This window comes from Sphingopyxis sp. Root154, assembly GCF_001427105.1.
Lineage (GTDB): Bacteria > Pseudomonadota > Alphaproteobacteria > Sphingomonadales > Sphingomonadaceae > Sphingopyxis.
Map to the genome: position 1 here is coordinate 1,205,102 of NZ_LMGI01000002.1, position 21,651 is coordinate 1,226,752.

Here is a 21,651-nt window from a genome sequence, read left to right on the forward strand (position 1 = left end):
TCCTCGTGCCTTTGCCCATGATTCAGCCGCCAAGCGGCCCACGGCGCCCGGCTTAACCTCCCACGCCGCCATGTCCACCGCCTCGCGCCAAGCCTCGGAACCTATGGCGCCGATCATCGTTCCTAAAGCACCCTTGATCGCGGGATGGATGACGCATCGTCAAACGGGCGCATGGCTGAAATCTCGGGGTTGGGCACTCGCGCGTGGAAAGCGATTTTCAAGCGCACTTAAAAGGAGTGGTCACATGCGTTTCCAACCCATTTTGCTCGGCGCGCTGGGCGCGCTGGCGCTCTCCGCCTGTTCGCAGCAAGAAGAAATCGCGGCCGCACCGCCGCCCCCGCCGCCGGGTGCGGTTCCGGGCAGCGTCGCCGCCGACCGCGACGGCGATGGTATCATCGACGGCTATTACACCGCGGACGGCATCTATCATCCCAACTACGCGCCGCCGCCGCCTCCGCCGCCACCCGCGCCGTCACGGCTAGGAGAACGCGGCTGAACACGCATCTTCGGGGAGCGCGCGCCCGCTGCGCTCCCCTTTTTCTCGCAATATTGGCGCTCGGCATCACGCTCGCGCCACCCGCCTTCGCGGCGCCGGCGGCCACGGGTGCATCCGCACCGCTCACCGCTGCGATCCGCGAAGAAGCCGGCGGCGACGTCAAGCGCTTCTATGCCGCGCGCGGCTACAAACCGCTATGGGTCCGCGCGGGCAAGATCGGCCCCGAGGCCGTGGCCTTGCTCGGCTATCTCTCGACCGCCTCGCGCGACGACCTCAAATCCTCCTCCTATGATCTCGAAAAGCTCGAGCAACTGATCGCCCGCGCACGTGGCGGCGACCCGCAGGCGCTCGCGCGCGCCGATATCGCGCTCTCGACATCCTTCGCGCGCTACGTTCGCGACATGCGCAGCCCCGGCAAGGCGAAGATGGACTATGCCGACAAGTCGCTTCGCCCGAAAAAGGCGGACGCCGACGACGTGCTCCGCGCCGCCGCCTTCCCCAAGGATTTCAATACGTACATCAAGAATATGGGCTGGATGAGCGAACATTATGTGCGCCTCCGCGCCTTGATGGGCCGCGCGCTGGCACAGGGCGCATCGAAGGACGCAATGGCACGCCTCCGCCTCAACCTCGACCGCACACGCATCCTCCCCGGCCCGTACGTCCACCATATCGTCGTCGACGCCTCGTCGGGCCAGCTCTGGTATTATGGATCGGGCAAGCGCGCGGGATCTATGAAGGTCGTCGTCGGCGCGCCCGAAACGCAAACCCCGATGCTCGCGGGCAAGCTGCAATGGGCGATCCTCAACCCCTATTGGAACGTCCCCGACTATCTCGCGCAGAAAAGCATCGCGCCCAAGGTGCTCGCCGGGCGCAGCCTCGCCTCGCTGCGCATGGAGGCGCTGTCCGACTGGGGCCCCAACCCGCGCAAGCTCGCCGCGTCCGAAATCGACTGGCCCGCGGTCGCGTCAGGGGATCAGGTGCTGCGCCTCCGCGAATTGCCCGGCGGCGCCAATTCGATGGGCCGCGTCAAATTCCTCTTCCCCAATGACGAGGGCATCTACCTGCACGACACGCCCGAACGCGCGTTGCTCAAGAAGCCCGACCGCCATTTCTCGAACGGCTGCATCCGCCTCGAAAATGCCGGCACGCTCGGCCAGTGGCTACTCCACCGCTCGATCAACACCAAATCGAAGACCCCCGAACAGGCGGTCGCACTGCCGGTCGAAGTGCCCGTCTACCTCACCTATATCACCGCCGTCACAACCGACCGCGGCCTCGCCTTTCGCGACGATGTGTACGGCCGCGACGGGTAGCTGAACCCTCCCTCGCCAGCCCATCTTCTCCCCTCCCTTTAGGGAGGGGTCGGGGGTGGGTAGCCGCCGAAGGCGGCGCTCTTCTGCAACTCGCTTCGCTCGTACCCACCCCTAACCCCTCCCTAAAAGGGAGGGGAATATCCGCTCGCCGCCCGCTTCAGGGAGCAACGCTTCCATCGACACCAAACACCCCCGCACCAGACGGTTGACCCGCCCCGGCGAAACGTACAGACCGGCCTCCTCACTGAAAAAAGGGGCGAATCTTCATGCGCAAACTGGCCATCCTCGGTGCGAGCCTGCTCGTGCTCTCCTCGCAGCCGACCTTCGCACAGGAAGAACCCGCCCCCGCCGCGCCTCCCGCCCCCGCCGCAGAAACCGCCACCGCTGCCCCCATGTCCGCGTCCGCCGCGGGCAGCGCGCGCAAAGGCCCCGAACGCCGCCTCACCGGTGCCGACCTGTTCGACCTGTCGATCGCTTCCGACCCGCAGATCAGCCCCGACGGCCGCCACATCGCCTATGTCCGCCGCGCAAACGACATCATGTCCGACCGCGCGGTCAGCTCGATCTGGCTGATCGACACCGCGACCGGCGAGGAAACCCCCGTCGCCGGCCGCGGCGGCGGCGCCTTCGCCCCGCGCTGGTCGCCCGACGGCAAGCGCCTCGCCTTCGCCTCGACCGAGGGCGGCAGCGCGCAGCTCTGGGTGCGCTGGATGAATGGCGGCGAGGCGGTGCGCCTCACCGGCCTCCCCACCAGCCCGTCGAGCCTCGCATGGTCGCCCGACGGCCGCTCGATCGCCTACACGATGCTCGTCAAGGACGACGGCCCTTCGTTCGGTTCGGCACCGAAGAACAAGCCCGAGGGCGCGAAATGGGCCGAACCGCTCGAGGTCCACGACCTTCTCGCCTACCGCGCCGACGGCGAAGGCTATCTCGAACCCGGCTTCGAAAAGATTTTCGTCGTGCCTTCGACCGGCGGCTCGCCGCGCCAGCTGACCTTCGGCCCTTATCATGACGGCGGTCCCTTGAGCTGGTCGCGCGACGGCCGCACCCTCTATTTCAGCGCGAACCGCAAACCCGATTGGGAGAAGGACCCGGTCGAGAGCGAAATTCACGCGCTCGACGTGACGAGCGGCACGGTCACCGCGCTCACCGACCGCAACGGCCCCGACAGCAATCCGCTCGTCTCTCCCGACGGCGGCAAGATCGCCTGGCTTGGCTTCGACGACAAATTGCGCGCCTATGAGAACACCCAGCTCTACGTCATGAACCGCGACGGGTCGGGCAAGCGCAGCCTGACGGGCAATTGGGACTATGGCATCGACGCGATCCAGTGGGGCGCCGACGGCAAGTCGGTCTATGCGCAGTACGACGATCATGGCGAAACGAAGGTCGCACGCATCGGCCTCGACGGCGCGGTGCGCACCGCCGCGACCGGCCTTTCGGGCGGCGGGCTCGACCGGCCTTATACAGGCGGCAGCTTCACCGTGTCGGGCGGCGGCGCGATCGCCTTCACCGGCGGCACCGGAACCCGGCCGGCCGAGGTTCAACTCAATCGCGGCGGCACCGCGCGTATCCTCACCGATCTCAACCGGAGCTTGCGCGAAGTGAAGTCGCTCGGCGAAGTCCGCAAGATCACCGTCGCCTCCAGCCACGACGGCAAGACGATCGAGGGGTGGCTGACCCTCCCGCCCGGCTACCGCGAGGGCCAGCGCGTGCCGCTGATCCTCGAAATCCACGGCGGCCCCTTCGCGGCCTATGGCGGCCATTTCTCGACCGACAACCAGCTCTACGCCGCGGGCGGCTATGCCGTCCTCTCGGCGAACCCGCGCGGTTCGACCAGCTATGGCGCGGCCTTCGCGAACGAGATCGACAAGCAATATCCGGGCAATGACTATTTCGACCTCATCAGCATCGTCGACCGCGCGATCGAGCTTGGCGTCGCCGACCCCGACGCGCTCTTTGTCACCGGCGGCTCGGGCGGCGGCGTGCTCACCAGCTGGATCGTCGGCAAGACCAACCGCTTCAAGGCCGCCGTCACCCAAAAACCGGTGATCAACTGGACGACGCAGGCGCTCACCGCCGACGGCCCCGGCTTTTTCGGCCCCTATTGGCTCGGTGCCGAGCCGTGGGAAAAGCCCGAACTCTTCTGGTCGCGTTCGCCGCTCTCGCTCGTCGGCAATGTCGAAACCCCGACGCTCGTCATCGTCGGCGCCGAGGATTACCGCACCCCCGTCAGCGAATCCGAACAATATTACTCCGCGCTCCGCCTCCGCGGCGTACCCAGCGCGCTGATCAAGGTCCCCGGCGCCGGCCACGGCACTATCGCGGCGCGCCCGTCGCAGTCGGCCGCCAAGGCCTCGGCAATCCTCGCCTGGTTCGAGAAATACAAAAAGGGCTGGACGCGTCCGGCAGGCGACGGCGCGGAGAAATAAGCCGCTCGTCTTTCGGCGGTTTTTGGTGTGTCTTCCAGACTCCCTCCCGCCTGCGGGAGGGGCAGTGAGACTTGCCAGCTTGCTGGCTAGTCGCAGCGGGGAGGGTTGTCGCTCCGCCACATGCCCGCCCCCGACCCCTCCCGCTAGCGGGAGGGGAGATGGCAGCTCGCGGTCGAAAACTGCCGTCCGGCGGATGCCAAAGCCGATAAATCATCCTTCATCGAAAATTATATCGGGCCGATTCCAATGTCTTATAATTATAGCGTATCCGATCTAATCGCATACGCTTGACTATGCGGCGCGACTCGCTTAATTAACTCGCATCCGATCTAAGCGGATACGATAAACCCAACCCCCGAAAGGAACCTAAAATGGCTGATAAGATCATCTTCACCGGCACCACCCACGTTAAAGGCGGCGCCGAAGGCTACGCCCGCAGCACCAACGGCATTCTCGACGTCCAGCTGCCCCAGCCGCACCCCGCCGCCGAAAACCTCTTCGCCGCCGCATGGTCGGCGTGCTTCATCGGCGCCGTCGAACTCGCCGCGTCGCAGAAGAAGATCAAGCTGCCCGCCAGCCCCGAAGCCGACACCACGATCGACGTTCTGATGAACGACGGCGGCTTTTTCCTCCGCGCCCGCCTCGACGTCGAGGTCCCCGGCATCGACCCGGTCACCGCACGCGAGCTGATCGACGTTGCCCACAGCATCTGCCCCTATTCGAAGGCGGTCGCTGGCAACATCGACATCGAACTCAACCTCGTCTGACGTTTCGACCGGGCGGTGCCTGTCCCCCGCGCCGCCCGGTTGACACCCGCGGATTCCGATTTCATCGTACGCGCTTGAATTCTCGGACATTCACCAAGGAGCCCCAATGACGAAGTCGCCTGCCCCCGAACGGCCCAAGCTCGGCGAATTCCTCTGCTTCGCGGTCTATTCGGCGAACCTCGCTTTCGGCCGCGCTTATCGCCCGATCCTCGAAAAACTCGGCCTCACCTACACCCAATATGTCGCGCTCGTCGCCTTGTGGGAACAGGACGACCAGACCGTCGGCGAACTCGGCGAAAAGATGTTCCTCGAATCGAACACGCTGACCCCGATTTTGAAGAAGCTGGAACAATCGGGTTTCATCGAACGCCGCCGCGACCCCGCAGACGAGCGCCAGGTGCGCATCCGCCTGACCCCGAAGGGCAGTGAGCTCCGCAGTCACGAAATCGGCAATGAATTGTTCGATGCGACCGGCCTCGGCGACAGTTTTGTCGACGTCCAGAAATCGGTCGCCAGGCTGCGCGACAATCTGATGGCGTCGCTCGGCGACTGACGTGTCTAGGCGGCGTCGTGAAAAATGACGCCCAGCGTGTGCCGCCGCCCCGACCGGATTTCGCTCACCCCATGGCGCATCGCGACGCGATAGTCGCCGCGCGCGCCCTTCACCGGCCGCGCATTCACCGCGAACACCACCGCATCGCCCTTCGCCAGCGGCACCACCGCGGCGCGTGATTGCATCCGCGGCCTTTGCTCGGTCAACACGAACTCGCCGCCGGTAAAATCGTCGCCCGGCGCCGACAGCAGTACCGCGACCTGCAACGGAAAGACATGCTCGCCGTACAGGTCCTGGTGCAGGCAATTATAGTCGCCCGCGCCATATTGCAGCAGCAACGGCGTCGGCCGCCGCTGCCCCGCATCATGGCAGCGCGCCAGAAATTGCGCGTGCGCAGCAGGAAAGCGCACCGCCATCCCCATCCGCTCGTGCCAGCGATTGGCGATCGGCACGAGCGACGGATACAGCCCGCTCCGCAGCGCCGCGACCAGCGGCGGCAACGGATAGGCGAAATAGCGATATTCCCCGCGCCCGAAGCCGTGCCGCGCCATAAACACCTGGCTGCGGAACCCCGCCTCCCTTGCATAGAGCGCCGCGGTGTCGTCGCACTCGGCATCGCTCAGCAGCCCCGGCAGCACCGCCCATCCGTCGCGGTCGAGCGCCTCGGCGATCGCGTCCCGGTCCAGCGCTTCGATACGCGCGCCGATGTGTGTTTCCATGGTTTCCGTCATGCCCCTGGACATGCCACCGCGCGCACCGACCCGCGCCCCGTTTCTTGCTTTCAAACCGGAAGCCCCATGCCGGGCCACCGTCCGGCGTATCCGGAGCACAGCGGGCCTGATCGGGGCTTTCGCGCGCGCGCATCTTCTCTGTAGTCGATCTCGCAGGGGCGAGCGAAGACAGGAGCAAGGATCATGAGTGCCCTTTCGACCCGGCACGAGCCCGACCCGGTGCGTCATAACGGCGCGCCGACGGCGGAGGACTATGCGCTCGGGCTCCAGTTCTGCCGCGTCGGCTTTCTGTCGATGACGCGGCTGCAACTCGCGCTCGAACGCGGCGACCGGTCGCGCGCGATGGAGGCGATCGACGACCTGCACGCACTCGATATCGAGGTCGAACGCCTCGTCGGCGCGCTCCCCCTCTCGCCCGACGATCCGCGGCAGGGACACGCCGCCCGCATCGTCAAGGAAGGAAGAATGGCCGTCGCGTTCGAGAAACTCGCGCTGGCAAGCGGCATCAGCGGGCCGGACCTTTCGTCGCGACCCGGCTTTCCGGAGCGCATCGGCGATGTGTGGCCCGAAGCCGAGCCTGCCGTCGCTGCCGACTGGCCGCCCGTCGAGCCGCGAACCGCGCGCCTCCTGCGCCTCTATGGCCCCCGCGCCGCGGTCCTGCTCGCGATCGCCGGCGCGACGTTCGCCGCGTTGCTGGCGGCACTCTAGCCAGCCTCAATCGCCCCCGCAGGTTCTCTTCGCCGTCATGCCCGTGGGCCAGCGCAGCTCATAGGTCACCAGAAACCCGTCATGGTCGGACAGCTGCGGCCCGCTCGCCCCGCCGTCGAACAGCGCCTCGACGCGCACCGGCCGCACCGTCAGCTGTTCGCCATCGGCGAAGAATTGCAGGTCCTGCGTGTCCATCCACGGCGCGTCGCCGTCCCACGACATCTTCACCTCACATCCCGACTTGGGATCGACGCACAGCTCGTGCACCAAAATCAGCGGATGATATTCGGAAAATCCCGCCCAGCGATCTTCCGAATGGCGCATGTTAAAGTCTCCGCCAAAGATCAACGGCACCGCCATGTCCTGCGTCCGCGCGATAAATTCCGAGGCCGCGATCGCCTGCCGCGCATGCGCCTCGCCATCGCGCGCCGCGGATACTCCCGACGCGCCGCGCGAATTCATGTGGGTGTTATAGATGTCGATCGGCGCCGGCACGCCCGGCATCACGATCCGCGCGAGCATCACCCCCTTGTTCGACAGGCAGTCGAGCCCCGCGCACGCCCGCCGCCCATAGGCATCGAGCGCGGACTCGACGATCGGATAGCGCGACGCGATCGCCAGCCCGCCGCCGACGAACTTGATCCCCAGCTCGCCTTTCAGCGGCTTCGCCTTGCCCGCCATCTTGCCCTGATCGGCCATATAGGGCTTGGTCGTCCGCCGCGGCCCCGGCGCAATCGCCGGATAGCCGCTCGCCGCGACCGCGCGCTTCGCCGCGCCGCTGAACATCTCCTGGAACAGGATCACGTCGGGCCCGGTTCCCGCCTCGCGCATCGCCGCCAGCCGCTCACCGATCTCTTGCAGCTCGGCCGATCGCCCTTTGCGCGCCGGCCAGCCCAGCCCTTCGAGATTATAGGTCAGCACCGACAGCGTTGCGGTGGCCGATTGCCCATCCTCCGCCACCCTTACCGGCGCGGCGGGCGCCGCATCGCACGCCATCACGCGCAGCGGCGGCTTAGGCCCACACGCCGCGAGCGCGAGCGCGCCAACCGCGACAAGCGATCGCCAACGCAGATGCGGAAAAGGAAAAGCACGGCGCATCACCCGCCCCTACCGCACTCGGTCGCGCGCGTCACCGCCATGCCGGTTCACAAAGCGCATGACCATGCTAGGACTGGCCCTCCTCGAAAAAGCGGAACCGATTCATCATGTCCCTGCGCCACGCCGCCGCCCTTCTCCTCCCCCTCATCGCAGCCCCAGCCGCCGCCCAAACCGCCCCGGCGATCGACGCCGCGAACCTCACCCAGACCGTCCGCACCCTCGCCTCCGACCAGTTCCAGGGCCGCGCGCCCGGCACGATCGGCGAGGAACGCACGATCGGTTATCTGATCGGTCGGCTGCAGGCGCTCGGGCTCGAACCCGCGGGCACCGGCGGCGGCTGGACTCAGCCCGTGCCCCTGCTCCACACCCGCCTCGGCACCCCGACGACGCTCGCCTTCGACCGCAAGGGTACAGCGACGCCGCTGACCTTCGGCACCGACATCTATGTCTCGACGCTCCAGCCGAAGGATCAGGCGGTGGTCCGGAACGCCCCGCTCGTCTTCGTCGGCTACGGCGTGAGCGCCCCCGAACGCGGCTGGGACGATTTCAAGGGTCAGGATCTGAAGGACAAGGTCGCGGTCTTCCTGATCAACGACCCCGATTTCGTCGCCACAAAGGGCGAGGACGCCTTCGGCCAGTTCGGCGGCCGCACGATGACCTATTATGGCCGCTGGACCTACAAGTTCGAGGAAGCCGCGCGCCGCGGCGCGATCGGCGCGCTGATCGTCCACGACACCGACGGCGTCGGCTATGGCTGGAATGTCGTCAAAAGCCCCGGCGGCGAAAATTACGGCCTCGTCGTCCCGCCCGAACAGGTCACGAGCCTCGCGCTGCAGGGCTGGATCTCGGGCGAGACCGCGACGACCCTGTTCACGAACGCCGGACAGGATCTGGCAAAGCTGCGCACCGCGGCGCGGCGCAAGGATTTCAAACCCGTCGATCTCGGCACCAGCTTCAACGCCGCGATCCCGGTGACACAGGCGGTCGTGCAGAGCCAGAACGTCCTCGCCAAAATCCCCGGCACAAAGCGCCCCGACGAGGTCGTCATGTACGGCGCGCACTGGGATGCCTATGGCGAAGGCGCGCCCGACGAAAAGGGCCGTATCTACCGCGCCGGCGCCAACGACGACGCGCTCGGCGTCGCCGGCCTGTTCGAGATTGCGCGGCTGTTCAAGGCGGCGCCCGCCCCCGACCGCACGATCGCCTTCGCCTTCTGGACCGCCGAGGAACGCGGCCTTCTCGGCTCCGAAGCCTATGCCCAAAGCCCGATATTCCCGGCGGAGAAAACCGTCGCCAACTTCGGCCTCGACATCCTGCAGACCGCCGGAAAGGCAAAGGACGTCGTCCTCGTCGGCAAGGGACAGGGCACGCTCGAGGATGATCTCGCGCGCGTCGCCGCCACACAAGGCCGCACCGTCAGCGTCGAAAGCCTCCCCGAACGCGGCCTCTTCTACCGCGCCGATCATTTCAGCCTCGCCAAGCGCGGCGTCCCCGTCCTCCTCATGATGGGCATCGCGGGCGCGTCCGATCTCGCCCGGGGCGGCAAGCCCGCCGGCCAGGCGTGGGTCGATGCCTATACCGGCAAATGCTATCATCAGGCGTGCGACGCGTGGGACGAAAGCTGGAACTTGGACGGCGCGGTGCAGGATATTTCGGTCTTCTACACAATCGGCGACGAACTCGCGCGCTCGGCCAAATGGCCGGGCTGGAAGGACGGCAGCGAATTCAAGGCGATCCGCGACAAGAGCGCCGCGTCGCGGAAATAGGCGGACAGCGACGAGTGTTGACGATCGAGACGCAACATCTCTTCTCTCGTCACCCCGGACTTGATCCGGGGTCCCGCTTGAAGCCGAAACCTACTCTGGCGTCATAAGAAGCAGGAGCCCGGGTCGAGCCCGGGATGACGAATGACTGGAAGCGACCGGAAGCTGACATTCCACTTTTTTCGTCACCCCGGACTTGATCCGGGGTCCACTAAGGCGAGCGCCGTGCGTTCGTGCTAACGACGCTATGGATCCCGGATCAAGTCCGGGATGACGAAGTGAGAGAAGGAACGTCCGCTCCCCACCCCAAACCGGCCCTCCGCGCCGCACGGCGACAGTTAACAGCCTTCGCGAAACAGGCAGGCAGCAACCCCAACCCTGAAATATTATTGCGCTCGGTCCCTCGCTGCGCAACAAGCCCATCATTCCATAGGAGAATGTGATGCGCTTTGCCGTTGCCCTGATGCTGCTCCCCGTCCTGCCGTTCGCTCCGGTGACCGCGCCCGCCTTTGCACAGGCGGCACCGCAAGCGGGGGCACAAGACCAGGCCCTGCTCGACTTCCTCGATCAGGCGTTCGAGGAACGGCTCGGCCTTAGCCCCGAATCGCAGACCCAGCTCGGGCTCAAGACCAATTACGGCAAGCTCGACGATTATACCGACGCCGCAACGCTCCGCGATCAGGAGCTCGCCGAGCGCCAGCTCAAGGATATGCACGCGCGCTTCAAGCCCGACCAGCTCGGCGAAAGCGCGCGCGTCAGCTACCGTCTGTTCGAATATGAAGTCGAACGCGGCCGCGAATCGCTGCGCTTCCGCAAGCTGCGCTTCCCCGTGTCGACCAACGGCAGCCCGGCGGGCGCAATCCCGGTGCTGCTCATCAACAATCACAAGATCGACAGCGTGCAGGACGCGGAAGCCTATATCGCGCGCCTGCGCGACACCGACCGCGTGATGCGCGAAGTCGCGGCGACGATGCGCGAACAGGCGGCGGCGGGGATCGTCCCCAACAAGGTCAATTTCGCCCCCGCGCGCGCCGATGCGCTAAAAGTCATCACGGGCGCCCCGTTCGGCAGCGGCGCCGATTCGACGCTGATGGCCGATTTCCGCAAAAAGGTGGGTGTGCTGGACGCGCCCGCGGCGACGAAGGCCAAGCTGCTCGCCGACGCAAGCGCCGCGCTGACCGGACCGTTCAAGCAAGGCTACAACACGCTGGTCGCCGCGATCGACGAAATCGAGCCCAAATCAAAGGGCAATTTCGGCGCATGGAACCTGCCCGACGGCGCCGCCTACTATGCCGACCGGCTGAAGAGCTCGACCACCACCAGCCTGACCGCCGACCAGATCCACGACCTCGGCCTCGCACAGGTCGCGGCGATCCGCGGCGAGATGGAGGCGATCAAACGCGAGGTCGGCTTTACCGGCACACTCGAACAATTCTTTGACCACATCCGCACCGACCCGCAGTTCAAATATCCGAACACCGAAGCCGGCCGCGAAACCTATCTCGCTGACGCGCGCGCGGTGATCGCATCGGTGATGACCGCCGCGCCGCGCTATTTCCGCGTGCTGCCCAAGGCGGCGCTGGAAGTGCGCGCGGTCGAAAAATGGCGCGAGGGCACGGCATCGACCGCCTTCTACAACCCGCCCTCGGCCGACGGGACGCGCCCCGGCATCTATTACGTCAACCTCGTCGACATGAACCAGACGCAGAAGGTCCAGGTCGCCGGCATCGCCGCGCACGAAGGCGCGCCGGGCCACCATTTCCAGATCGCGCGCCAGCAGGAACTCACCGGCATACCCAAGTTCCGCAAGTTCGGCGGCTATGGCGCCTATATGGAGGGCTGGGGGCTCTATTCCGAACGCCTCGCGAACGAGATGGGCGTGTACAAGACCCCCTATGACCGCTTCGGCATGCTCTCGCTCCAGGTGTGGCGCGCGATCCGGCTGGTGCTCGACACCGGCATCCATTCCAAACGCTGGACGCGCGAACAGGCGATCGCTTACTTCAAGGCGAACAGCTCGGTGTCCGACACCGACATCGCGCGCGAGGTCGACCGCTATTTCAACTGGCCGGGTCAGGCGACCAGCTACATGGTCGGCCAGCTCAAGATCGCCGAACTCCGTAAACGCGCCGAAAGCGAGCTCGGCCCGCGCTTCGACATTCGCGATTTTCACGAAGCCGTGCTCAGCGAAGGCGCCCTGCCGCTCGACATCCTCGAAGAGCAGGTGACGCGCTATATCGCGGCGAAGAAGAAGTGAGGCGGCGACGCTGACTCTGCTGTGGGGTGGTGAGCGGACGCCAGATAAACTTCATCACTCCGGGTCAGGCCCGGGGTGACGAAAGGCGGAATGTCCGCTCCCGCTCGAAACCCGCCTTGCCCCGCTCCGCGCGCGCGCTTAATCCACGCCCATGAGCGACGCCAAAATCTTCATCAGCGCGAACGACCTGCTCGCCGACTCCTTCCGGCTCGGGATGCAGGTGCTGGACAGCGGCTTCAAACCGACGCACCTCGTCGGCATCTGGCGCGGCGGCGCGCCGGTCGGGATCGCGGTGCAGGAACTGCTCGACTATCACGGCCAGCATTGCGACCATATCGCGATCCGCACCTCTTCCTACCACGGCATCGACAAGCAGGACGCGCACGTCAAAGTCTTCGCGCTCGGCTATCTGATCGACACGCTGAACCCCGAGGACCGGCTGCTCATCATCGACGATGTCTTCGACAGCGGGCGCAGCATCCGCGCCTTCATCGCCGAACTGCAGGCACGCTGCCGCCACAACATGCCGCGCGACATCCGTATCGCGACCGTCTGGTTCAAACCCGGGCGCAACGTCACCGACCTCCGCCCCGATTTCTTCGTCCACGAAACCGACCAGTGGCTGATCTTCCCGCACGAGGTCGACGGGCTGACGGTCGAGGAAATCCGCCGGCACAAGCCCGAGGCGGCGATCATTCTGCGCGAAGAGGACAAGCCCGATGGCTAATGGTTTTGCATCGGCCGAAGAACGCGCCGCCTTTATCGCCGCCCTGCCCAAGGCCGAGCTTCACCTTCATATCGAAGGTTCGCTCGAACCCGAACTGATGTTCACCCTGGCGCAGCGCAACGCCGTCGCCATTCCCTTCGCGAGCGTCGAGGAAGTTCGCGCCGCCTACGCCTTCTCCAACCTCCAGGATTTCCTCGACATCTATTATCAGGGCATGGGCGTGCTCCACACCGAGCAAGACTTTTACGACCTGACCGACGCCTATCTTGCGCGCGCACACGCCGACGCGGTCCGCCACGTCGAAATCTTCTTCGACCCGCAGGGGCACACCGAGCGCGGCATCGCCTTCAAAACCGTCATCGCCGGCATCACCCGCGCGCTCGATGACGCGAAGACGGAGCATGGCATCACGTCGAAACTGATCATGTGCTTCCTGCGCCACCTCAGCGAAGCCGATGCCGAAGCGACGCTCGACGAGGCCCTGCCCTTCCTCGATCGCATCGAAGGCGTTGGCCTCGATTCCTCGGAGGTCGGCCACCCGCCCGCCAAGTTCGAGCGCGTCTTCGCACGCGCCCGCGGCCTCGGCCTCAGGATCGTCGCGCACGCCGGCGAGGAAGGCCCGCCCGCCTATGTCCACGAAGCGCTCGACCTTTTGAAAGTCGACCGCATCGACCATGGCAACCGCAGCCTCGAAGACCCCGCGCTCGTCGCGCGCCTCGCCGCCGAGGGCATGACGCTCACCGTGTGCCCGCTCTCGAATCTCAAGCTCTGCGTCGTGGGCGACATCGCCGACCATCCGCTCAAACGCATGCTGAACGCCGGGCTCCGCGCGACAGTGAACAGCGACGATCCCAGCTATTTCGGCGGCTATGTAAACGCCAATTATCAGGCGGTCGCCGACGCGCTCGACCTGTCAAAGGCCGACCTCGTCACGCTCGCGCGCAACAGCTTCACCGGATCGTTCCTCGGCGACGCCGACAAGGCGAAACATCTTGCCGCGATCGACGCCTACGCCTGACCGGCCTTACGCCGCGATCAGCACGCCATGATAAGCGGGATCCTCGAACGCACGCCCGGCCCCCATCGCGACGCAGATCAGCGCATCGTCGGCGACCACCACCGGCAGCCCCGTCGCGCGCGCAATCGCCTGATCCATCCGGCGTAGCAGCGCGCCGCCGCCGGTCAATGTGATGCCTTCGTCGATGATGTCGGCCGACAGTTCGGGGGGCGTCTGTTCCAGCGCCGCGCGCACCGCGCTGACGATCTGTCCGACCGGCTCGGTCAGCGCCTCGGCGATTTCGGCTTCGGTCACCCGCACCTCGGCGGGGCGGCCGGTCACCAGGTCGCGGCCCTTGACGCCCATGACCATGCCGTCGCCGACCGGCGGGGTCGCACAGCCGATCGTCAGCTTCACGCGCTCGGCGGTCATTTCTCCGACCATCAGATTGTGCCGGCGGCGGATCGACGACGAAATCATCTCGTCCATCTTGTCGCCGCCGACGCGCACCGACGTGCTGTACGCGACGCCGCTCAACGACAGCACCGCGACTTCGGTGGTGCCGCCGCCGATATCGACGACCATGGCCCCGCGTGGTTCGGTGACATGCAGACCGGCGCCGATCGCGGCGGCGAGCGATTCCTCGATCAGCTGCACCGACACCGCGCCGGCGTTCGTCGCGGCATCGCGGATCGCGCGGCGTTCGACCATCGTCGATCCCGATGGCACGCAGATCACGACGTTGCTGCGCTGCATGAACCGGCTCGCGCCGCCCAGCGCCTTGTCCATGAAATGCTTCAGCATCTGTTCGGCGACGTCGATGTCAGCGATCACGCCATCGCGCAGCGGCCGGATCGCCTGGATATTGTCGGGGGTCTTGCCCATCATCGGCTTGGCTTCGTTGCCGACGACCTTCACGCGCCGCACCCCGTCGCGCGTCTCCAGCGCAACGACCGACGGCTCGTTGAGTACGATACCCTTGTCACGCACGTACACCACCGTGTTCACAGTACCCAGGTCGATGGCCATGTCGTGCGCGGCCGACGCAAACCGATTAAAAAACTTCATAAGACGGGGCAAATGCCTTCGGGAATGGATGGAAAAATCAGGCGTGGCCGGCCCTTCGGCGCCCGCAACGTCTGTCCCATATCGACTGCGGCGAAGGCGCACCCGCGTCAACGAATGCCGCGACCAATACTGCCAGAACGGTGGTTTCTCAGGCCCGGCTGTTCGATCGGTTCAAAATTCGGGACCACCCGAGCCCGGGACGATGAATTTCAGGCCCTGCAGCCGGACGACCTCATCCCCCACACAAACCGGCGCAGCGATCAACCTCATCCACCGTCGCGGCGCCTGCGCCGGCTTGATTTCGACGTCGAGCGTGAAGCCGCGCCGATGCCTGATCGCATAGGCGCGGAGCTTCTCCATCGCCGCCCGCGACCCCTCGGCATAAAGCGCCGCTGCCTCTTCGCGCGCCACGATTGCGCGGCGCGGAATGCCGAAAATATCATAAACTTCATCCGACCAGCTCAGCCGGTTATTGTCGGCAAGGTCGCATTCCCATTGGCCGATCCGCGCGCGCACCGGTAACAGCCGCGCCGCGACATCGACGACGTCGGGGATCGGATCGAGCGTATCGCCGTGATGAAGCTGCCCAAGTTCGAAAAAGCGATCACGCTCATAAAGCGGCCAGCTATGATGGACAGGCAAGGGATGGGTCGGCTTCAACACGCGGGTCTTCCATTGAGCCACCAAAGGATAGGCACGCGTCGCTTAACAACTGGTGATCCCGATGGACAGCCCTTAGGCGCGCTATCGCCCGCGCGCCAGCGCGATCCCCGCCAGATTCTGCGTCCGCTTGATATGGCGTATGTTCGGCGCCGGCCCGTCACCGACGAGCGCGCGGAAAGTGGCCAGATGCCCCGCGGCATCGCCCCGCGCCCGCACCACATCATTCGCCTGTCCCACCACTGCGACCGCATCGCCGAGCAGGACAAAATTGGTCAGCCTCAGATCCTGCGCCAGCCGCAGCGCCGCGATCAGCGCCAGCCACTCGGCATCCATGCTGTTGCCGATCCCCGCGTCGCGCACGACCGTCGCAGCGCCCCCGGTCACAACGGCGGTCTCCATTCGCCCCGGATTGGGGCGGCACCCACCGTCGAAATAGATTTTGATGCGGCGCGCCATCATCACGTCCCTCTAGCCGGTCAGAACTTTCCGCGCACCGAAAAGGAGAAGATCGGGCCGATCAGCCGGTCGCGTTCCTCGATAAAGCTGACCGGGCTTTCCCCGCGAACCCCCGTATAAGCCGTGCGGTCGCGCTTCGAGCGGGCGTTGGCGATATTGCGGATCGACGCGCGGACGGTCAGGCCCAGCACATCCTTGTGCTCGACAAAGACCGACGCCCAGACCGGCCCTTCCCACACCTTGTCGGTCTGGTTGCGGCGATAATTGGGCTGATAGTGCGAATATTCGACATCGCCGCCCCACGCCCAGTCGCTGGCCGGAATGTCGTGGCGCAGGCCCAGGCTGATCACCGTGTCGGTAAATCCGTTCCACTGCCTTTTCTCACCGGTGAAGGGATCGCGCAGCGAACTTTTCTGCAGCAACATCCGGGGTTCGAGCTTCATCCCCTTGATCCCGGCGGGATCGAGGTTGATCGTCGCCGTCCAGTCGATCGCGCCCGCTTTCGCCTTCGCGATATTGCCGACCGCCTCGCCATTGGCGCCGATCGGGATCACGTCGACGCGGTCCTCGACGTCGCGATAGATCAAGATGATCTTGGTCGAACCCCACGCCCCGAACTTCTTGTTGATCTCCGCTTCATAGGTCCAGTCCTGCTGCGGCCTCAGGTCGTTGTTGCTCTCATTCTGGTTGCCGTCGTTCAGGAAGGCACGCGCGAGAAAGTCATAGAAGCTGAGCTGGAGCACGCGCCGCCGCAGCTTCACCGAAACGTCGAAATCGGGCGACGGCGTCCAGGCGAGCGAGATCGAGCCCTTGGGCCGGAAGAAGCTGCGCGTCAGGCCGTTCATGCCCGTCTGCGTGATCGTCGAATGTTCGGCGCCCGCGATGATCTGGAAATTGAGCTTGTCGGTCAGCTTGCGCCCAAAGCTCAGCAGACCTTCATAGCGATCTTCGCTTACCCCGCCGGTGCCGCCCTCGAACGGCTGGTCGACCCACGCCCCCGTCGGGTCGAGCACCGCGATCGACGCGACATTGTCGAGCGTGTTGAACGCCGCTTCGCCCGACAATTGCCAGTCGCCGCCGAACATCTTCCACTGATATTCGCCGCGCCCGATCGTCTCTCCGATGTCGCCGGTCTGCATGAAGCGGTCGCCGGTCGCGACGCCGCCCTCGGGCGTCGTAACGATCTCCTGCCGATAAGGCTCGTGGCTGAACCGGCGGAGCCCGATCAGCTTCAGCTTCCCGGGCCCCAGCCCGAACTGGTAATCGCCGCTGACCTCGTAATTCCAGCCGTCTTCATTCTCATACACCGTGCGGATACGGTCCGGCAGACCCGGCCCGATACGCACGCCATCCTCATAATAACGGTCATATTTGCGCTGATAATGGCCGCCAAGATTGGCGACGGTATCGCCCGCCGGATCCCAGGTGATCCGCCCCGACAGCTTCGGCGTATCGTAATGCGTGTTCCAGATGTCCTTGCGCCGTTCGGTGATATTGCCCGCGCCGTCATAGATCAGGGTCCGCCCGCCCGCACCGCTGCGCGCCGAATCATCGTTGTTCAGCGCGACTTCATATTCGACCGCGCCCGTGCGGCCCCGCACCGACACGTCGGCGCGGGTGAACAGCGGATCAGTGTAATGCGCACGAAATTCGGGCTTCCACGAAAACTGCCCCGAAAAGGCATCGGCGCGATAGACGATATTGGCGACCTGCCCCGACAGGCCCGGAATATCGAGCGTCGCGCCGTCGACCACCTCGATCCGCTCGACATTGCCCGCGGGGATGCGCGACAGCTGCGTATACATGTCGTCGGCCTTGTTCGACGGACGTTCGCCGTTGAACAGCACATTGCCCGTCGCCTGCCCCAGCCCGCGCAGATTCTCGTTGTCGCGGATCTGGAAACTGGGAACCTGGATCAGCATGTCATAGGCGTTCTTCGGCGCGTAGCGCGCGAAGTCGGCGGGCGTATATATCTGCCGCGCCGTGGTCGTCGCGGTTGGCGCGATTTCGGTCGGCGCGGGCGGCGGGGTATCGCCGGTCGGCGCCGCCGTCTCCTGCGCCAGCGCAGGCGTCGAGAGCACGGCCGCAACCGCAATCAGGCTGGTCCATCGGTTCACTTGGAAATTCCCCCCGCCGCGCGGTTCATCGCCTGCGCATATGCGCCCGTGACGCCCATCGCCTTCATGCTGACGACCTCGTCGGCGCTGAGTTTCCTGTACCCCGCCGCGGCAAGCCCGCGCACATAGGCGCCGTCGACGCCCAGCGCCTTGCACGCGATCGCATCTTCGATTTCGGTCAGAACCAGCGCCTCGGACTTCAGATCGCGGATATATTCGGGCCGCACCTCGAGCGCCGCGGCGGCGATCAGGTCGTCGGCATCCTTCGGCCGCACGCCCTCGCGCGTGAGCCCGTCGGCAAGCTCGATCGTCGCATCGACAAGCAGCATGGCGAGCAAGGTCGAACGGCGGTCGGGCGCCAAGCCGCGCTCGCCGAGCGCGCGCTCGAAAGCGGGGTCGGATGTGAAGCGGCATTCGCCCTTCCCCTCGAACGTGCGGGTCAGCGTTCCGGTACACGCCAGCGTCCCCGCATCATGCGTCACGGTGAAACTGACCGGCCCGGACGTTTTCCGCCCGAGCGCCGCTTCGGCAGCGGCGAAGTAGGGGCGCGAGCCGTCGAAACTCTGGTCGCTGCTCGACTGTTTGTGCTGGATGCGGATCCGCGGCGCGCCCTTCTTTCCGCCGGCGGGCTCGGCGACCCAGTTGACGTCGCTCAGCACGAGCGGGTCGGCGGCGGCGGTCGGCGCCGAACAGGCGAGGATCGACAGCAACGCGGCGCCGCCAGCGAATAAAAAGGCTTTCATGGTGCACTCCTCCCTCCGTGCGCCGGGCGAGCGTCATCGCTCGCCGCCGCAGCGGCAATTTTGAATCAGGTTTCGATTAATCGTCGGTCGCTACGGACGAATGTCCGGGCGTCAGTCGCGGACGGGCGGCTCGGGCGGTTCCGGCGTTGCGGGGAATTCGATCCGCGCGGTCCGGCCATCGGCGCGGCGCGCCTCGATCACGCCGCGCTCCATATCGACCACCGCGACATTTCCGTCTCGCACCGCCCTGGTAACCGGCCGCGGGGCGGCTGCCGGACGAGGTTTCACAGGGCGGAACCCGCTCGTCGCGCGCAGCTCGATGGCGTCATCGGCGTCGCGCATTCGCACGCCCGACTTCTGCATGTCGGTCACGAAGTCGCAGTCGACCCCCATCGCCTTCAGCGCGATCAGATCGTCGATCCCGATGTCAGGAAAATGCGATTTCATGTCGCGGGCAAAGGCCGCGTTGACACCGACATGCCGCGCGCCGACCAACTCATCGAAATCGGCGCCGGGAATCACGTCGCGCATCTGCCGGATATAGGCGGGGTCGATCCCGCTCGCCTTGGCCGAGATGATGTCGTCGGCGTCCATCGACCCGCCGCTCTCGCGCATCTTTTCGACATATTCGGGAGTCACGCCGACCGCGCGCATTCCGACCAGCTGCTCGGCGGAGAGCTGCTTCGACGTCGCCGTCGCGGCGCCCTCGACGGCAGCGGCCTGCGCAGCCACAGCCGACGCCGACGACACGGTGGTCGCCTTCTTGGTCGTCGAGGCGACGACGGAGTGGACGTCCGCCGTCGCCGCGGGCCGCGAGGTTGCCGAAAAGGCCGCCAGTGGCGCGGTCACGCCCGCCAGGACCACGAGGCTCATCAAGATCCAGCTCGCGCTCGCCGGGCCGCGCTTCAGGCTGCCGTCGAGAACGCGGGTAATCCGGCGCTTCAGGCTGTCCTTGCCCGGCGCAACGCCATGCGCGGCGAGCAGCGCGCCCTGATTGTCGTGCCGCGCCGCACCGACCAGCAAAGTGGCATAATCGGGCCCGTTGATATCGGCCATCAGCACCGCATCGTCGGCGGCTTCTTCGCGCAATTGATGACTTTCACGCGCCAGCAGCCACACGAGCGGATTAAACCAGAAGACCGCACAGGCGACGCGCGCGCCGAGCAGTTTCGCCCAGTCGAGCCGCGCAACATGCGCCAGTTCGTGCGCGATGATCGCCTCGGCCTCACCCGATGCCGCCACGGCCTTCGGGCTCAGCACGATCGTCGGGCGCAGCACTCCCCAGCTGATCGGCGAGCGCAATTCGTTGCTGACCAGCAGCGCGGTGCCATGCTTGAACCCCATGCGCCGCTGTGCCTGGGCAAGCGCCGACAGCCACGACCGCTCGACAAGGATTTCGGCGCGCCCGCGCATCGCGAACAGCCGCACGACCGCGAGCGCCATCACTCCAGATAATAGCAGGAGCGGGACAAGATAGAGAAAGGGGGCAAGGTCGCTCCACGAAAAGATGATCGGCGCCGATCCGGCACCATCGACCACGACAGGGACTGACGTCGCGGTGGGTGCCGGATCGATCGCCGATCTCCCCGTTGTTGCCGTTTGCACAATCGGCGCGGCGGGTTCGAAGGACCATGTCGCGGGCAGCGGAGCCCATTGCGGCAGCAGCAGGATCGCCGCGGGCAGTGCGAGCAGCGCCATCAGGCCGGCATGCGCGATCATCGACCGCTCGCCGGCCGAGCGCGACCGCGCCAGCCGCAACAGCCCCAGCGTCAGCGCCGCGACAATGACGGATTTCCAGGCAAGGCCCAGCAACATGGCGGTGGTCAACATCACGCTCTCCCTTCGCGCGCTTTGGCGATCATCTGTTCAAGCTCGTCGAGTTCGCTATTGCTCATCTCGTCCTGCATGCCGAGCAGCGCCGCAGCGGCGCTCGTCGCCGATCCGTTGAAGAACACACGCACGACCTGCGAAAGCGCCGACTTGCGCGCGGTCTTGTCCGACACGCTCGGCGCATAGACGAAACCGCGCTCCGATTGTTCGCGGGCGACAAAGCCCTTGGTCTCAAGACGCTTCAGCATCGCGCGGATCGCCGAACCCGACAGTTCGTCGGCCAGCGCCTCACCGATTTCGGTCACGGTCGAAGCACCGCATTCATACAGAATATCGACGATTTCGCGTTCTCGCGGGGGCAGGCTGGACAACATACGACTCACCTCATGCGCTACATTTGTAGCGTGCTACATTTGTAGCGCATGCTTGGCAAGGGGTTTTATTCGGATAACACACGGGGACGTGAGCGGACCGCCTCCGGCCGCTTGCTTCAATGGCCTGAAGCTCTGTCAGCCGAAGTGACGACGAAACCAACCCCGCTTTTTGGGAACGACCGGGGGTTGGCCCGAAAGCCGCACCAGATAATTGCCCAAGATAGCCGCCTGCTGCTTGGTCATAAGGAACCGAAACAAATCGGGGTCGTGCTTCTTGGCCGCTTCCGAAGACTGCACGCTTTCAAGCCGAAGCATTATGCGGTCACCCGCATCGTGGTGTGTCCAGCCAACCAGTGCCCCAAAATTCTCGACCATCTCGCCCTCCCCCCTCACAATTTCGCGCGACTGATGCCGACAGTCCGTGCGAGTGGTTACCAGACCTTCAGCGGAATGTCGTCTGACGGTCGTTTTCTGGCCACCCTCAGACCCGCCCCGCCCGACCCCGGTTGCATGCCGCAACCGCAACCTCTACATTAACCCGCTCAACCAACCGGA

Annotated in this window: 20 protein-coding genes; 10 read left to right on the top strand and 10 right to left on the bottom strand. The window is 65.6% G+C overall.

Features of this window, described 5'->3' with window-relative positions; genetic code table 11:
• The first annotated feature begins 244 nt into the window (after nucleotides 1-244).
• The 5 genes from ASD73_RS11490 to ASD73_RS11510 all read left to right on the top strand — a co-directional run bounded on the left by ASD73_RS11490 (nucleotide 245) and on the right by ASD73_RS11510 (nucleotide 5,564).
• Nucleotides 245-496, top strand: a complete 252-nt coding sequence (locus ASD73_RS11490) for a hypothetical protein (RefSeq protein WP_056372428.1) — start codon at nucleotides 245-247, stop codon at nucleotides 494-496.
• A 53-nt stretch (nucleotides 497-549) separates the two neighbouring features.
• Nucleotides 550-1,812 carry a L,D-transpeptidase family protein gene (locus ASD73_RS11495; RefSeq protein ID WP_235534345.1) on the top strand — a complete coding sequence of 421 codons (1,263 nt, stop codon included), beginning with the start codon at nucleotides 550-552 and terminating at the stop codon, nucleotides 1,810-1,812.
• 266 nt (nucleotides 1,813-2,078) lie between these two features.
• Nucleotides 2,079-4,244, top strand: a complete 2,166-nt coding sequence (locus tag ASD73_RS11500; protein ID WP_056376040.1) for a S9 family peptidase — start codon at nucleotides 2,079-2,081, stop codon at nucleotides 4,242-4,244.
• Between the two features lie 371 nt (nucleotides 4,245-4,615).
• Nucleotides 4,616-5,011 carry an Ohr family peroxiredoxin gene (locus ASD73_RS11505; RefSeq protein ID WP_056372432.1) on the top strand — a complete coding sequence of 132 codons (396 nt, stop codon included), beginning with the start codon at nucleotides 4,616-4,618 and terminating at the stop codon, nucleotides 5,009-5,011.
• Between the two features lie 106 nt (nucleotides 5,012-5,117).
• Nucleotides 5,118-5,564: a MarR family winged helix-turn-helix transcriptional regulator gene (locus ASD73_RS11510; RefSeq protein WP_056372434.1), complete on the top strand. Its 447-nt coding sequence runs from the start codon at nucleotides 5,118-5,120 to the stop codon at nucleotides 5,562-5,564.
• Nucleotides 5,565-5,569: 5 nt separating this feature from the next.
• Here ASD73_RS11510 and ASD73_RS11515 read toward each other — a convergent pair whose 3' ends face one another.
• Entirely contained in the window at nucleotides 5,570-6,283 is a 714-nt protein-coding gene (locus ASD73_RS11515) for a 2OG-Fe(II) oxygenase (protein ID WP_082521606.1), read from the bottom strand.
• Nucleotides 6,284-6,478: 195 nt separating this feature from the next.
• On the opposite strand from ASD73_RS11515, the gene ASD73_RS11520 reads away from it, so the two are divergent.
• Nucleotides 6,479-7,003 (top strand): hypothetical protein, encoded by a 525-nt coding sequence (locus ASD73_RS11520; protein ID WP_056372438.1) that lies wholly within the window; start codon nucleotides 6,479-6,481, stop codon nucleotides 7,001-7,003.
• Nucleotides 7,004-7,009: 6 nt separating this feature from the next.
• On the opposite strand, the gene ASD73_RS11525 is transcribed toward ASD73_RS11520, so the two are convergent.
• Entirely contained in the window at nucleotides 7,010-8,101 is a 1,092-nt protein-coding gene (locus tag ASD73_RS11525) for an endonuclease/exonuclease/phosphatase family protein (protein WP_056372440.1), read from the bottom strand.
• A 107-nt stretch (nucleotides 8,102-8,208) separates the two neighbouring features.
• Between ASD73_RS11525 and ASD73_RS11530 the strand changes: the two genes are divergently transcribed.
• The 4 genes from ASD73_RS11530 (at nucleotide 8,209) to ASD73_RS11545 (ending at nucleotide 13,866) form a co-directional block, all read left to right on the top strand.
• Nucleotides 8,209-9,867, top strand: coding sequence for a M20/M25/M40 family metallo-hydrolase (locus ASD73_RS11530; protein ID WP_056372442.1), 1,659 nt, complete (start codon nucleotides 8,209-8,211; stop codon nucleotides 9,865-9,867).
• Between the two features lie 439 nt (nucleotides 9,868-10,306).
• A complete protein-coding gene (locus tag ASD73_RS11535) occupies nucleotides 10,307-12,121 on the top strand; it encodes a DUF885 domain-containing protein (RefSeq protein WP_056372444.1) in 1,815 nt (604 codons plus the stop codon).
• A 151-nt stretch (nucleotides 12,122-12,272) separates the two neighbouring features.
• The gene (locus ASD73_RS11540; protein WP_056372446.1) at nucleotides 12,273-12,848 is read left to right on the top strand and encodes a phosphoribosyltransferase; all 576 of its coding nucleotides are present in this window, start codon (nucleotides 12,273-12,275) and stop codon (nucleotides 12,846-12,848) included.
• A complete protein-coding gene (locus ASD73_RS11545; protein WP_056372448.1) occupies nucleotides 12,841-13,866 on the top strand; it encodes an adenosine deaminase in 1,026 nt (341 codons plus the stop codon). Before ASD73_RS11540 ends, ASD73_RS11545 begins: the two co-directional genes overlap by 8 nt.
• 6 nt (nucleotides 13,867-13,872) lie before the next feature.
• On the opposite strand, the gene ASD73_RS11550 is transcribed toward ASD73_RS11545, so the two are convergent.
• The 8 genes from ASD73_RS11550 to ASD73_RS11585 form a co-directional block, all read right to left on the bottom strand.
• Nucleotides 13,873-14,913 carry a rod shape-determining protein gene (locus ASD73_RS11550; protein ID WP_056372450.1) on the bottom strand — a complete coding sequence of 347 codons (1,041 nt, stop codon included), beginning with the start codon at nucleotides 14,911-14,913 and terminating at the stop codon, nucleotides 13,873-13,875.
• Between the two features lie 171 nt (nucleotides 14,914-15,084).
• Nucleotides 15,085-15,576 (bottom strand): hypothetical protein, encoded by a 492-nt coding sequence (locus tag ASD73_RS11555; protein ID WP_443027960.1) that lies wholly within the window; start codon nucleotides 15,574-15,576, stop codon nucleotides 15,085-15,087.
• An 81-nt stretch (nucleotides 15,577-15,657) separates the two neighbouring features.
• Nucleotides 15,658-16,032, bottom strand: coding sequence for a reverse transcriptase-like protein (locus ASD73_RS11560; RefSeq protein WP_056373552.1), 375 nt, complete (start codon nucleotides 16,030-16,032; stop codon nucleotides 15,658-15,660).
• A 20-nt stretch (nucleotides 16,033-16,052) separates the two neighbouring features.
• Nucleotides 16,053-18,149, bottom strand: coding sequence for a TonB-dependent receptor plug domain-containing protein (locus ASD73_RS11565; protein WP_056372455.1), 2,097 nt, complete (start codon nucleotides 18,147-18,149; stop codon nucleotides 16,053-16,055).
• Entirely contained in the window at nucleotides 18,146-18,892 is a 747-nt protein-coding gene (locus ASD73_RS23225; protein ID WP_056372457.1) for a hypothetical protein, read from the bottom strand. The genes ASD73_RS11565 and ASD73_RS23225 overlap by 4 nt, the downstream gene beginning before the upstream one ends.
• A gap of 111 nt (nucleotides 18,893-19,003) precedes the next feature.
• The gene (locus ASD73_RS11575; RefSeq protein WP_056372459.1) at nucleotides 19,004-20,722 is read right to left on the bottom strand and encodes a M56 family metallopeptidase; all 1,719 of its coding nucleotides are present in this window, start codon (nucleotides 20,720-20,722) and stop codon (nucleotides 19,004-19,006) included.
• The gene (locus ASD73_RS11580; protein ID WP_056372460.1) at nucleotides 20,722-21,096 is read right to left on the bottom strand and encodes a BlaI/MecI/CopY family transcriptional regulator; all 375 of its coding nucleotides are present in this window, start codon (nucleotides 21,094-21,096) and stop codon (nucleotides 20,722-20,724) included. The genes ASD73_RS11575 and ASD73_RS11580 overlap by 1 nt, the downstream gene beginning before the upstream one ends.
• 135 nt (nucleotides 21,097-21,231) lie before the next feature.
• A complete protein-coding gene (locus tag ASD73_RS11585) occupies nucleotides 21,232-21,471 on the bottom strand; it encodes a hypothetical protein (RefSeq protein ID WP_156377362.1) in 240 nt (79 codons plus the stop codon).
• Nucleotides 21,472-21,651: the final 180 nt, after the last annotated feature.

What these genes read in the sequence shown, in the direction of transcription:
- ASD73_RS11490 (WP_056372428.1), top strand. Translation starts at nt 245, where the DNA reads ATGCGTTTCCAACCCATTTTGCTCGGCGCGCTGGGCGCGCTGGCGCTC.
- ASD73_RS11530 (WP_056372442.1), top strand. Translation starts at nt 8,209, where the DNA reads ATGTCCCTGCGCCACGCCGCCGCCCTTCTCCTCCCCCTCATCGCAGCC.
- ASD73_RS11560 (WP_056373552.1), bottom strand. Translation starts at nt 16,032, where the DNA reads ATGGCGCGCCGCATCAAAATCTATTTCGACGGTGGGTGCCGCCCCAAT.
- ASD73_RS11515 (WP_082521606.1), bottom strand. Translation starts at nt 6,283, where the DNA reads ATGGAAACACACATCGGCGCGCGTATCGAAGCGCTGGACCGGGACGCG.
- ASD73_RS11535 (WP_056372444.1), top strand. Translation starts at nt 10,307, where the DNA reads ATGCGCTTTGCCGTTGCCCTGATGCTGCTCCCCGTCCTGCCGTTCGCT.
- ASD73_RS11545 (WP_056372448.1), top strand. Translation starts at nt 12,841, where the DNA reads ATGGCTAATGGTTTTGCATCGGCCGAAGAACGCGCCGCCTTTATCGCC.
- ASD73_RS11520 (WP_056372438.1), top strand. Translation starts at nt 6,479, where the DNA reads ATGAGTGCCCTTTCGACCCGGCACGAGCCCGACCCGGTGCGTCATAAC.
- ASD73_RS11540 (WP_056372446.1), top strand. Translation starts at nt 12,273, where the DNA reads ATGAGCGACGCCAAAATCTTCATCAGCGCGAACGACCTGCTCGCCGAC.
- ASD73_RS11510 (WP_056372434.1), top strand. Translation starts at nt 5,118, where the DNA reads ATGACGAAGTCGCCTGCCCCCGAACGGCCCAAGCTCGGCGAATTCCTC.
- ASD73_RS23225 (WP_056372457.1), bottom strand. Translation starts at nt 18,892, where the DNA reads ATGAAAGCCTTTTTATTCGCTGGCGGCGCCGCGTTGCTGTCGATCCTC.
- ASD73_RS11575 (WP_056372459.1), bottom strand. Translation starts at nt 20,722, where the DNA reads ATGTTGACCACCGCCATGTTGCTGGGCCTTGCCTGGAAATCCGTCATT.
- ASD73_RS11505 (WP_056372432.1), top strand. Translation starts at nt 4,616, where the DNA reads ATGGCTGATAAGATCATCTTCACCGGCACCACCCACGTTAAAGGCGGC.
- ASD73_RS11550 (WP_056372450.1), bottom strand. Translation starts at nt 14,913, where the DNA reads ATGAAGTTTTTTAATCGGTTTGCGTCGGCCGCGCACGACATGGCCATC.
- ASD73_RS11585 (WP_156377362.1), bottom strand. Translation starts at nt 21,471, where the DNA reads ATGGTCGAGAATTTTGGGGCACTGGTTGGCTGGACACACCACGATGCG.
- ASD73_RS11525 (WP_056372440.1), bottom strand. Translation starts at nt 8,101, where the DNA reads ATGCGCCGTGCTTTTCCTTTTCCGCATCTGCGTTGGCGATCGCTTGTC.
- ASD73_RS11580 (WP_056372460.1), bottom strand. Translation starts at nt 21,096, where the DNA reads ATGTTGTCCAGCCTGCCCCCGCGAGAACGCGAAATCGTCGATATTCTG.
- ASD73_RS11500 (WP_056376040.1), top strand. Translation starts at nt 2,079, where the DNA reads ATGCGCAAACTGGCCATCCTCGGTGCGAGCCTGCTCGTGCTCTCCTCG.